Source organism: Novosphingobium sp. (assembly GCF_040398825.1).
GTDB lineage: Bacteria > Pseudomonadota > Alphaproteobacteria > Sphingomonadales > Sphingomonadaceae > Novosphingobium.
The window spans coordinates 65,662-78,071 of the sequence record NZ_JBBATI010000007.1 but is presented as its reverse complement, the minus strand read 5'-3'; the positions used below and the strand labels follow the sequence as shown (position 1 = coordinate 78,071).

At 62.4% G+C, this 12,410-nt stretch carries 8 protein-coding genes; 6 read left to right on the top strand and 2 right to left on the bottom strand.

Going from position 1 to position 12,410, the window contains the following annotated elements; all coding sequences use genetic code 11:
- Positions 1 to 15: 15 nt before the first annotated feature.
- From ABWP89_RS05795 to ABWP89_RS05780, 4 genes are read left to right on the top strand one after another with little or no spacing between them, the layout of a single operon-like run.
- Positions 16 to 1,140: a YncE family protein gene (locus tag ABWP89_RS05795; protein WP_353227871.1), complete on the top strand. Its 1,125-nt coding sequence runs from the start codon at positions 16 to 18 to the stop codon at positions 1,138 to 1,140.
- A gap of 36 nt (positions 1,141 to 1,176) precedes the next feature.
- Positions 1,177 to 2,217, top strand: coding sequence for a hypothetical protein (locus ABWP89_RS05790; protein WP_353227870.1), 1,041 nt, complete (start codon positions 1,177 to 1,179; stop codon positions 2,215 to 2,217).
- A gap of 47 nt (positions 2,218 to 2,264) precedes the next feature.
- Positions 2,265 to 3,938: an ABC transporter ATP-binding protein gene (locus tag ABWP89_RS05785; RefSeq protein ID WP_353227868.1), complete on the top strand. Its 1,674-nt coding sequence runs from the start codon at positions 2,265 to 2,267 to the stop codon at positions 3,936 to 3,938.
- Positions 3,938 to 4,558 (top strand): S8 family serine peptidase, encoded by a 621-nt coding sequence (locus ABWP89_RS05780; protein ID WP_353227866.1) that lies wholly within the window; start codon positions 3,938 to 3,940, stop codon positions 4,556 to 4,558. Before ABWP89_RS05785 ends, ABWP89_RS05780 begins: the two co-directional genes overlap by 1 nt.
- Positions 4,559 to 4,649: 91 nt before the next feature.
- On the opposite strand, the gene ABWP89_RS05775 is transcribed toward ABWP89_RS05780, so the two are convergent.
- Entirely contained in the window at positions 4,650 to 7,142 is a 2,493-nt protein-coding gene (locus ABWP89_RS05775; RefSeq protein ID WP_353227865.1) for a TonB-dependent receptor, read from the bottom strand.
- Between the two features lie 554 nt (positions 7,143 to 7,696).
- Between ABWP89_RS05775 and ABWP89_RS05770 the strand changes: the two genes are divergently transcribed.
- On the top strand, positions 7,697 to 9,727 hold the full coding sequence (locus ABWP89_RS05770) for a tetratricopeptide repeat-containing sulfotransferase family protein (RefSeq protein WP_353227864.1): 2,031 nt from the start codon (positions 7,697 to 7,699) through the stop codon (positions 9,725 to 9,727).
- Positions 9,728 to 9,886: 159 nt separating this feature from the next.
- Here ABWP89_RS05770 and ABWP89_RS05765 read toward each other — a convergent pair whose 3' ends face one another.
- Positions 9,887 to 11,101 carry an argininosuccinate synthase gene (locus tag ABWP89_RS05765; RefSeq protein ID WP_353227862.1) on the bottom strand — a complete coding sequence of 405 codons (1,215 nt, stop codon included), beginning with the start codon at positions 11,099 to 11,101 and terminating at the stop codon, positions 9,887 to 9,889.
- Positions 11,102 to 11,346: 245 nt separating this feature from the next.
- Between ABWP89_RS05765 and ABWP89_RS05760 the strand changes: the two genes are divergently transcribed.
- Positions 11,347 to 12,360, top strand: coding sequence for a hypothetical protein (locus tag ABWP89_RS05760; protein WP_353227860.1), 1,014 nt, complete (start codon positions 11,347 to 11,349; stop codon positions 12,358 to 12,360).
- Positions 12,361 to 12,410 lie beyond the last annotated feature (50 nt).

Here is a 12,410-nt window from a genome sequence, read left to right as displayed (position 1 = left end):
GGGCGGGGGCTTGCCATGTTGACTCAGGTGCGCACATTCACACCACTGCTGGCCGCTTGCGCGCTGGTGGGTAGCACGCTTGGCCTGATCGCTGGCCCGGCCCATGCCGGCACGCTGATGCTGGGGACCTATCCCGACAAGCTGTTCACCATCGATGACGTGACCGGCGCGGTAAAGGACCGCATCCAGCTCGATGCCGGGCTGCCGGTGTCGCTGCGGCTGAGCGAGGATCGCAAGAAGATCTTTGCCACCACCATCACCACCAGCGGCGTGATCGTGCTCGATGCCGATACGCACAAAGTGCTGACCCAGTTCAGCCTGAACACCCCGACCGAACGCTATCGCTTCAACGGCGGCGTGCCCGATGCATCGGGGCGCTATTTTTATACCACGATCCTGCGCACCGACAAACTGGTGGATCGCTATGTCGTGTCCAAACAGCAGTTTGCGGTGATCGACCTGGTGCAGAAAAAGATCGTGCGCACCGCTGATCTGGAACCGCAGGATGACGCGCTGGCGGGCGGCTATCGCGCGCCGATGATGATTTCGCCCGATGGCAAGACGCTGTACCTGTTCAAGGACAAAGTGCTGATTGTCGATACCGCCAGCCTGAAGGTGGTGGACCGCATCGACGTGCAAAAGGCCGATGCCACGGGATATGAAAACGTTGCGTTCGGCGGCGGGGTCGAAGGCCTGCAATTGACCACGCCCAACGAACTGGTGTCGCTGTTCACCGCGTCTGACCCGTTTGTGCACAACAAGATTTTCGGCCTGGGCCGGTTTGACCTGACTGCGCGCAAATTCACCTTCACCCCGATCGGGCCGATCACCAACCAGATTTCCGGGCTGGAGGTCACCCCCGACGGCAAGACCGCCTATACCGTGGCGACCACCGGTACCACCGGCAACAAACGCTGCGAATTCTGGAAATTCGATCTGACCACGCTCAATCTGGCGGACAAGCAGGAATTCCATTGCCGGTCGCGGTTCACGCTGGGCATGTCGCAGGACGGGGTGAAGCTGTACATCTATGGCGCCAGCTATGATATCGAAGTCTATGATGCGGCCAGCCTGAAATACGAAAAGACCTGGGATCTGGGTGCCGATGCGACCATGGCCGGGATGGTCGCGCTGAAGTGAACCCGCTGTGCCAGCGTTGTTAAAGTGTTGAATGTGATGCCCGACGTGCAGGTGGCGGGCCACGGTATCGGTCTGGCCACCGCCATGCATTGCCTGACCCAGCGCGGCATCGGCATTCAGGCCGGTGCTGATGCGGTTCCGGCATCGGCACGTGGACCGCTGGTGATGCTGGGCGACGCGGCGCAAGCGCTGCTGACGGATGTGTTTGCGGGGCAGGCACAAATGGCGCAAATGCTGGCCATGGCACACCCGATCACGCGGCGGATTGTCCGCTGGGGCAGTGATACCGCGCAATGCTTTGCCCATTCCGCCGTGGTGGTCGCGGCTGATCGTTTGCGCGACGTGCTGGTGGGTGGGCAGGGCGTTGGCTCGCCCATGCCCGCGCAATTCGCGCTGACCGCAACACCGGGGCCAGATGCCCGCCTGTTGCGGTTTGGCCAGCGTGAGGCGGCCGCCGCGCCGGTAATGTTGCAACGCCATGCCGATCGCAGCGCTGCCTATGTCGAGGCACTGGGCGCGGGCTGGCTGTTTCTGATCCCCACCGGCGGCGATGCCGGGTGGCTGCTGGCGGTGGGGGCCGACCCGGCGGAGGCGTTGCGTGACAGCGCTGTGATTGCTGATGTGGTGGCAGAGGTCGGCGCGGTTGCCGGCCGGTTTGAAACCGCGCCGCGTCTGGCTGATCCCTGTGCGACGGCTGCGCATCTGACGGTGGGTAGCGCAGGCCTGGCGCTTGATCCGATCTGCGGCGATGGCACCGCGACGGCGGTGCGCGGCGGCATTCTGGCGGCGGCGGTGGCGGCGGCGATGGTTGGCGCGGATCGGCCCGCGCTCGATCCCGATCACGATGGAGCCGCGCTGGTAGGCCATTACCGGTTGATGCTGATCGCGGCGATGCGGCGCCATCTGGGCACGGCCTGGCCATTCTATACCCGCGGCGGCACGGGCGCGTGGTGGCAGGCAGAGGCGGCCGCGCTGGCCCAGGGTCACGCCTGGTGCACACAACAATTGGCCGCGGCGGGAGAGGCGCGGTTCGTGCTGGCCGGGGACCGGCTGGTCGCGCGCGGGTGCGCAGCCTGAACACTCCCGCACCTTCTGCTGCTGCGCCGCCTGCCGTTTCACCCCCGGTGGCGAACTGGAGCACGTATGGCCGGCTGATACCCTGGCTGCTGCCCTATCGCGCGCGGCTGGTCGGGGTACTGATGATCAGCCTCATGGCCACCGGGGTCGGGCTGGTGCAGCCGTGGCTGTCGAAACTGATGATCGACGATGGTCTGTTGGCGCACAACTTTCCCGTGCTGGTGCGGATTGCAGTGCTGGTGGTGGTGGTTACCATCGCCGGGTCGGTGCTCAATATCATCGCATCGTACCGCTATGTCGCGCTGTCGGCGGCGATGCTGTTCGACATCCGGCTGGCGCTGCTGGCGCATTTGCAAACGCTGTCGCCCCGGTTCTACGCGCGGTTCCGGCTGGGCGATCTGATGAGCCGGATCAACAGCGATGTCAGCGATGTGCAGCGCGCGGCGGGCGATACGCTGCTGGCGGTGCTGGGCAATGTGCTGTTCCTGATCGGGTCCATGGCGATGATGGCCTGGCTCGACTGGCGGCTGTTCGTGGTCGGCACGGTGCTGGTGCCGGTGGCGACGGCGGCGTTTGTCTGGCTGCAACGGCGGCTGGTGGCGATCACGCGGACGATGCGCGAACGCGGCGCGGACCTGGGCAGTTTTCTGGTCGATACGGTGATGGGCATGCGCGTGATCACCGCGCTGGGCGGCGAACCGCATGAGGCGGCGCGGTTCACCACCCGCAACCGCGCGTTCGTGACCGCGATGCTGCAGATGCAGATGGCGTCATTTCTGGCGGGCGCAGTGCCCGGCGCGGTGCTGGCGCTGTCGAGCGCGGCGGTCACGCTGTATGGGGGCTGGCGCATTCTGACCGGCGCGACCACGATCGGCACGCTGGTGGCCTTCATGGCGTACCAGTCGCGGTTGTTTGGCCCGGTGCAATCGCTGCTGGGGCTGTCTGCGGGGCTGGCATCGACGCGGGTGTCGCTGGCGCGCATTTTTGAACTGTTTGATACGCCCCCCGATGTGCACGAACCGGCGGTGCCACTGGCATTGCCGGCAGGCGCGCTGGCAATGGGGGGGTTGTCGGTGCAATTTGCCGGCGTGCATTTCCGCCACGATCGCGATGCCGTGCTGGCGGGGGTCGATTGCGTGATCCCGGCCGGCGCGCTGGTGGCGATCCTGGGCCAGAGCGGCGCGGGCAAATCGACCATGGCCGACCTGATCGTGCGGTTTCGCGATCCCGATGCGGGCACGGTGCGGATCGGCGGGGTGGATGTGCGCGGGTTGGCGCTGGCCGATCTGCGCCGGGCGGTGGTGCTGATCGACCAGACGCCGTTCCTGTTCAACGCCACGATTGCCGAAAACATTGCCTTTGCGGTCGATGGCGCCACGCGCGAAGCGATCGGGGCGGCGGCGGATGCTGCGGGACTGGGCGATCTGATCGCGCGGGTGCCACAGGGGCTGGATACCCCGGTGGGCGAACGCGGGCAGGCGTTGTCGGCAGGGGAACGCCAGCGTATTGCGCTGGCGCGGGCGCTGTTGCGCCGCCCGGCGGTGCTGGTGCTGGATGAACCCAGCGCGGCGCTGGATGTGGAAACCGAGGCGCGCGTCGCGCTGGGGCTGCGCGCGGTGCTGCCCGATGCAACAATCGTGATCATAACCCACAAACCCGCGCTGGCAGACATGGCGGATATGGTGATCACGCTTTCCGGTGGGCAGGCGCGGGTGGTCTGATGGCTGAACGCGTGCGGATCGCGGTAATCGACAGCGGCGTTTACCCCGTGCACCCGCACATCGTGGCGGCCCGCATACTGCCCGGGGTGGCGATCGCTGCCGATGGCACGATAGCGTACGGGCCGGAAAAGGCGACTGACCAGTTGGGCCATGGCACGGCGGTAACCGCTGCCATTCAGGAACTGGCACCCGATGCCGATGTCCTGCCGATCCGGGTGTTTCAGGGCGCGTTGCGCGCCAGCGCGCGCGCGCTGGTAACGGCGATCGTGTGGGCGGCGGAACAGCGCGCGGATGTGATCAATTGCAGCCTGGGCACGCCGAATGCGACCCATGCCGCGCTGTTTGACGATGCGGTCGCCCGGATCGGTGCGGCCCGGCTGGTCGCGCCATTGGTGGGGGGCGATGATGCACCATGCTGGCCCGGGCAATGCGCCGGGGTGGTCGCGGTCGGGCTGGATTGGGATATGCCGCGCGGTGTCGCCCGGCTGGATGGGGGAGTATGGTATGCCGCTGGCTATCCCCGCCCGATTCCCGGTGTGGAACAGCTGCGAAACCTGCACGGCGTCAGCTTTGCCACCGCGCAGATCAGCGGATTGATTGCGGCCGGGCGGTTGGACTGATTGCGGCGACACGCGCACTGGACGTGCGTGCGGCAACATACAAGAGGGAGGGGTTCCGACCCCTCCCTTTCGCAATCAAAAATAAGATGATCTAATATTTGTAACCGATTTTCAAACCGAAAAATTGCGGTTTGGTCGGGTAACTGCGCGATGATCCCGAACAATACTGAATTGAACAGAAAGTATTTTTTGACAGGATGCCGCGGTTGTCAAAGGCATTCTGGATGTACGCCTCGATTGCGAATTTGTCGATCTTAGTTCCGGCCGAAAAATTGAACGTGGTAAATCCGGCAGTATCACCGAGCAGCAAGTCGTTGGACACGTCGAGGTCCGATGTGCTGCCCGACTGGTGAAGCACTTGTGCCTGGAAAAACGTCGCCGATTTGCCAATGGTAAAGTCATAACGGGCGGTTGCGCTGCCCTTGAATTGCGGCTGCCGTGGCAGTCGGGTGCCCTTGGCCGCAGCGACATCGTTCAGGCCATCATCCGCCGAACAGCTGGGGCGGATCGACAGGTCGGTGCTGGATTTCAGCTTGCAGAAATTGTTGGCCAGCGCCGAATCGTTGTACGCGGCATTGGCCGACAGTGTCAGTTTGTCGATGGGTTTCCATTCCACATCGGTTTCGATGCCGTAAACGCGGGCATTGCCGGCGTTGACCGTCACCGGTGCGCCCTGATAGCCGGGCGGAATGACCCCGTACTGAATACCCTTCCACTGTTCGTAATAAACCGCACCGTTCCAGCGGAAATTGTTGCTGAACCGCGTTTTCCAACCCCATTCAAAGTTGGACAGCGAATCGGATTTATAGGGAACGGCGTTGGCAAGTCGATTGCCGCCGCCCGGACGGAAACCGGTCGAATATGTCGTATAGATCATTTTCGAGGGTTCAAATTGCCAGGTCAGGCTGATTTTGTGGGTCTGGCCGGTCTGGTGATACATCGTGTCAGTGTTGATGCAGCTGAGCCGCCCGTTATGGATGAACTTGCCATAGAGGACTGCGGGATCTTCGTTCCAGCAACCACCTGTGCCAGTGGCCTGGTGCGCCTTGGCCGAATCTGCGCTTCCCCAGGTGCCGGCAAACCCGCGCAGACCATTGTCGGAGATGAAATAGCGTATCCCGCCGGTGGCTTTCAGCGTTGACGTCAGGTTGACATTGGCCTCGGCAAAGGCGGCACCGTCTTTGAAATGCCGGTCTTCTTCAACCAGATAATAGGTGTCTGGAGAATAGCTTCCGCCGACAGCAGGTGAAAATGGTGGAAAAGTATCGGGAACGCCCGTGTTTAGTGCTGTGCTTATACCCGGAATATAATAATTGTCATCGTTACTGATGCGCTGGTATTGATAGAATGCACCGGCAGTCAGTTGGAAAGGCCAACTTTTTGGTGTTGATAGCCTTGCTTCCTGCGTAAATTTCACTTCGTGGTCATGCCCGTAATATTGCTGCGTCGGATTAATGAAATTCCCATTCTTGTCTTTGAAATTGATGTAGTAATTTGCCACAATTCCCGCGGTCACATTGGTGTCGTAGGTGACGGAATAATAGGTATAATCATTCGCATTCGAAGATGTTTTTGAAAAATAACCTGTCGCAGAAACAATATCGAAATCGCCAATTTTACCTTGAATTGATAATTCGGCCTGATACCAATGCTGCTTCAAATATGTGGGGCTGAAATCGTGAACTTGTAGATCGCCGACGCGTGGATCGTAGTTGTAACCGCCGGCCGAATTGGTATTTTGGTACGTAATTGCCGGTGTAATCGTCCAATCCGGTGCGGGTTGCCAGCTTATTGCAGCGCGTCCACCATATTCTTCATCAGGGTTGTATGAATTCCGAACAAGACTGGTGTTATCAATTGTGATCGGAGCGGACTTATAATGATAAACTCCATGGGTGTTGTTAATATATCCACCGGTCTTTTCGTAAAATGCCATCAGGCGAACCGCAACGTTGGACGCCAGCGGTACGTTGATAAATCCTTCGGCGGTTTCGCCAACCTTGCCTTTGCCAAATTTGTTGACTTCAAGATCTATGCCCGCTTCGATTTTGTCGAATTTGGGCTTCGCCGTGATGATACGGATCGTCCCGGCCAGTGAACTGGCGCCAAACAGCGTCCCCTGCGGCCCTGACAGCGCTTCTACGCGTTCGATGTCATAGATATGCACTTCGGGATTGTTTCCCGACGGCGAGGTGATCGGGATATCATCCAGATAGGTGCCAACGGTCGATGCCTGACCACCGCTTACCGAAATTCCGCGAAAGAATGGCTGGCTGCGACCAGGCCCCAATGTATCGAACGAAACCGATGGCAACAGATTGGCATAGTCGGCAAAATTGGCGACGTGGTTCTGTTCAAGCTTGCTGGCATCCAACGCCTGCAAGCTGATCGCGACCTTTTGCAGGCTTTCCGACTTGTGGGTGGCGGTCACCACGATTTCGCCGACGCCACTGGATTCGGCGGCGGCCTGCGGCGTGTCGGCCGGCGCCGGTGCGGTTTGCGCCTGGGCCACGCCCGACAGCATTGTCGAAGCTGCCAGCAAAGCCAGGAAACGCGTTCTGTGCGTCGATTTGATTACTGTCATCAAAAGCCCCCGCTCTATTGATTTGGTTATGAAATTTTTTGCAAAGCAATCGTACCAGGTACCGTTTCCCTCAAGCGATCAGTGATCGCAGAAATGCAGGCTAGGCGTACTTCCCTCATGGGTATGTACGCTGAATCTAGTATTCGTGGCCGATACACTGGCCGAAAAGCCGCGGTTTTGTGTCGTATAAGCTGTTGGTGTCGCCCAATGCTTGCGCATTGCCGACAGCACGGCGCGATGCCGTGCAGGTTGCTGCCATCGCAGCGTTACCTGCGGCCCGGACGGCCGGCCATGCCCGCGTCTGAACGTGGTGCAAGTCTGACAGTGATCATAAACCGGTCAAGAACGATCGTGATGGCCGCTCGTAAAAAGGTGGATCGGCACGGCGGCCGATTGCGCCGCGCTGACTCGACAAGTCCGGGCAAGTATCGCAGGACTGCCGCCAGCAGGTTCGCGCGCCGGGCCCGCGCGCGAATTGCACCTGAACCGGCAGATGCGGTGCCGGGGCGTGGTGCGGCGCAAACCCGACGAAACCGGATAAGGGAGCAGTGGCGATGGCAGGACCCGACGCGGCAGACGAAGCCACCGTTTCGCTGGATACCGCGTTTGCCCATGCGACCGCGATGCTGGGCCGTGATCCGCGCGTGGCGCTGGGGCAGGCACGCGAAATCCTCAATGCTGTGCCCGGCCACCCGCAGGCCCTGCTGATCGAAGGGCAGGCGCTGCGGCTGCTGGGCGATCTGCCGGCAGCGGGCCGTGTGCTGGCTCACCTGCTGGCATCACAGCCACGGTCGGCGATAACCGCGTTTGAACTGGGGCTGGTGCAGGGGGGGCTGGGCGAAACCGGTCGGGCGGTGGCGTCGCTGGAACGTGCGGTCACGCTCAAGCCCGATCTGCTGCCGGCCTGGCACGCGCTGGCGGGCGCGTTGCGCTCAACCGGGCGCGAGCGTGAGGCGCGCCACGCCGATGCCAAGGCGGTGGAGGCCGCCGCGCGCGATCCCATGCTGATCAAGGCGGCGGTCGCGATGCACGACCAGCGCTTTGCCGAGGCGGAGGAACTGTTGGACCACCGCATCATGGTCATGCCGCGCGATGCGGCGGCGCTGCGCCTGCGCGGTGAAGTGGCGTGGCGGCAGGGGCAGCTGAACAAGGCGATCGACCTGCTGAAACAGACACTGGCAATCGCGCCGGGGTTTGGCGCGGCGCGCGAATTGCTGACGCGCATTCTGCATACCGGGCCCGACGTGGCAGAGGCGCTGGCGCAGGCGACCATTCTGCTGGATGATGAACCCGATAATGTCAGCCACGCGCTGTTGAAGGCATCATTGCAGGTGCGGCTGGGTGAACAGGACAATGCCGCCACCATCTATCGCAGCCTGGTGGCGCGCGGGGTGGAAAGCCCGCGCGTATGGCTCAATCTGGGCCATGTGGAAAAGACGCTGGGCCACCAGGCCGATGCGGTGGCCGCCTATCGCCGCGCGCTGGCGCTCGATCCCGCGCTGGGGGAGGCGTGGGGCAGCCTGGCCAATTTGAAAACCGTGCGGCTGGATGCGGCCGACATTGCCGCGATGGAGGCCGCCGAGGGCGCGGTCGAGGATGATGAACAGGCCAGCCAGATGTATTTTGCGCTGGGCAAGGCGCATGAGGATGCCGGCGATGCCGACCGCAGCTTTGCCGCCTATGCCCGCGCCAATGCACTGCGGCGCAAGGGGCTGGATTATGACGAGGCCCGCCTGATCGACGGCGCCAAAGCGCATGCAGAGCTGTTTACCGCGCCGTTCTTTGCCAGCCGTGCCGGGCAGGGCTGCCTGGCCAACGATCCGATCTTTGTGGTCGGGCTGCCGCGCGCGGGATCGACGCTGGTCGAACAGATCCTGTCGAGCCATTCGCAGATCGAAGGCACGATGGAACTGCCCGACATGATGATGATCGGCGACCGGCTGCATGCGCGGGTCGACGATGGCGAATTTGCCAGCTTTGCCGAACTGCTCCGGTCGTTGGCACCGGCGGATGTAAAGCGGCTGGGTGACGAATATATCGATCGCACCATGGTGCATCGCAAGGACGGGCGCCCGCGTTTCATCGACAAGATGCCCAACAACTGGATGTACACCGGGCTGATCCGGCTGATCCTGCCCAACGCCACGATCATCGATGCGCGGCGCCATCCGATGGGATGCTGCTTTTCCGGGTTCAAACAGTTTTTCGCGCGGGGCCAGCTGTTTACGTATGATCTGGGCGAAATTGGTCGGTATTATCGTGCCTATGTGGCGCAAATGGCGGCGTTTGACCGCGAAATGCCGGGCGCTGTCCATCGCGTGATCTATGAACGCATGGTGGCCGATACCGAAGGCGAAGTGCGCGCGCTGCTGGCGCATGTCGGCGTGCCGTTCGAAGAAAGCTGCCTGGCGTTTTACCGCAACCCGCGCGCGGTGCGTACCGCCAGTTCCGAACAGGTGCGCCAACCGATCTTTACCGACGGGGTCGATCACTGGCGGCAGTTTGAACCGTGGCTGGGCCCGTTGCGCGACGCGCTGGGTGCGGTGGAAACCGCCTATCCCGATGTACCTGGGGATCTTGGCTGATCGTGATGCAATTGCGTTGAATCGCGGTGAGCCCCGCCCATCAGGGGAGGGGTTGGGGAGGGGTGTCCGACGCCCGAATTGTTGTGCGCCATATCAGCGTTGGACACCCCCGCCCAACCCTCCCCCTGAGGGGGAGGGCTTTTAAAGATGGAAGGACTTTCAGCGGTCGCGCTGGGCCAGCAGGCGCAGGCGCAGGGCGTTCAGTTTGATGAACCCGGCGGCGTCTTTCTGGTCATAGGCGCCGGCGTCATCCTCAAACGTTACGTGGCGTTCGGAATAGAGGCTGTCGGGCGACTGGCGGCCGACCACTGACGCGGTGCCTTTGTACAGTTTCAGCCGCACGGTGCCGTTCACTTTGGCCTGGCTGTGGTCGATTGCCGCCTGCAACATTTCGCGTTCGGGCGCGAACCAGAACCCGTTGTAGATCAGCTCCGCATATTTCGGCATCAGCTCATCCTTCAGATGCGCGGCGCCGCGATCGAGCGTGATCGATTCAATCCCGCGGTGCGCCACGGCATAGATCGTGCCACCCGGGGTTTCGTACATCCCGCGGCTTTTCATCCCCACGAACCGGTTTTCGACCAGATCGAGCCGGCCAATGCCATGCTTGCGGCCATAGTCGTTAAGCGCGGTCAGCAGTGTGGCCGGGCTCATCGCCACGCCGTTTACCGCTACGCCATCGCCTTGTGCAAAATCCACGGTGATATATTCGGGGACATCGGGCGCGTCTTCGGGGTTGACCGTGCGCGAAAAGACATAGTCGGGGACTTCGGCCCAGGGGTCTTCCAGCACTTTGCCCTCTGACGAGGTGTGCAGCAGGTTGGCGTCGGTGGAAAACGGGCTTTCGCCGCGCTTGTCTTTGGGCACCGGCACCTGGTGCGCCTCTGCCCAGGCGATCAGCGCGGTGCGGCTGGTCAGGTCCCATTCGCGCCACGGCGCGATCACGCGGATATTGGGATCGAGCGCATAGGCCGACAGTTCAAACCGCACCTGGTCATTGCCTTTGCCGGTGGCGCCGTGGGCCACCGCATCGGCGCCGGTTTCGCGCGCGATTTCGATCAGGCGTTTGGAAATCAGCGGGCGCGCGATCGACGTGCCGAGCAGATAATCGCCTTCGTACCGCGCATTGGCGCGCATCATCGGAAACACGAAATCGCGCACGAATTCTTCGCGCAGATCATCGATGTAGATGTGTTCGGGCCTGATCCCCATCAGCTCCGCCTTGGCGCGGGCCGGCTCCAGCTCTTCGCCCTGGCCCAGATCGGCGGTGAAGGTCACCACTTCGCAATTGTAGGTGACTTGCAGCCATTTCAGAATGACAGAGGTGTCAAGCCCGCCGGAATAGGCAAGGACGACCCGCTTGATATCGGACATGAGCAATTCCTGGCAGAGCATGGGACTGTAAAGGTGCGGGGGCGCGCGTAACAGGCAGCGCCGGTTGACGCAACAACCACGGATGTTCGCCGGTGCGTTGCGCATGGCGCGGCAACCCCCCGGCACATGACAATGTTTGTAAGTGGTGCGCCGGTGAAAAGTGCTGCAACAGCATCGCACAAGACACTTCACGAACGGCGGCGCGCAAATGCCGCCCGGCGCGAACAAGCGGGAGAACCGGTACCATGACACCAACAAACGGACATCTGCGCGCCATTGCTGCAGCGCTGGCATTGTGTGCGGCGCTGCCGGCCTTTGGTCCAGCCCACGCGCAGCAGGTTGAACACGGCGTGGTGGTGCAGCGCGGCTGGCTCAACACGCGCAAAGCGATCGAGCCGTTGAAGATCACCAATTCCAACGGCAGCCAGCTGAAGAGCATGCAGCGGGTGGCGATCACGGTGTTCAACGTCGCCTTTCCCGACGATTTTGAAATGAAGGCCAAGGGTGGCGGTGCGTCGGGCGCGTTCGGCATGATCAGCCATTCGTCCAGCCGCATTCACACCCACCTCAACGGGATCGATCTGGCCACCCAGCAGGCCATTGCGGACCACGCCTATGCCGATTTCGTCGCTCAGCTGAAATCGGCCGGGTTCGAAGTGGTCGATCAGGCCGCGCTGGCCGCGGCCTCGCCCGAATATGCCACCTGGACGGCGCTGCCCAACGGCACGCGCGGCCGGTTTGGCGCCTATGTCGCACCGACCGGCATGAAGCTGCATTTCATGCCGGGGGACACCGACCACCGCGCCACATCGGGCATGTTCGGGCAGCAGATGACCGCGTTTCGCGCGCTCGATCGCACGCAGGCCTATCAACGGTCGCCCTATGTGGCGCGCGATGCCAATGTCAACGCGATCGCGGTGACGCTGGTGGTCGATTATGGCGTGTACAGCAGCAGCGGCAACCGCCGCGGGTTTGGCAAACGCGTGTCGACCGGGTTTGAAGAAGGCGCCACCGTTGCCGCCGGTATCCTGGGTGACGATGCCACCGTGGTGCGGGTGTGGAATTCGCATTCGGGCGGCTTTCCCACCCAGCTGACCCTGCAACAGCCGGTGATTTCGGACGCGGACATCGGCCCGGCCGACAGCACGCCCGGCGATTTCGTCATCCATTCCAGCCCGGCGCTGTTTACCCCGCCGGCAAAGGACGTGATCGAACGCGCCAACAGCGCCATCGTCGGCGCGTTTGTCGAAGGGCGCTGACCGGGCCATGCGGGGCTGGGCCGCGCGTCAATTCGCGCGCCAGCCCCATT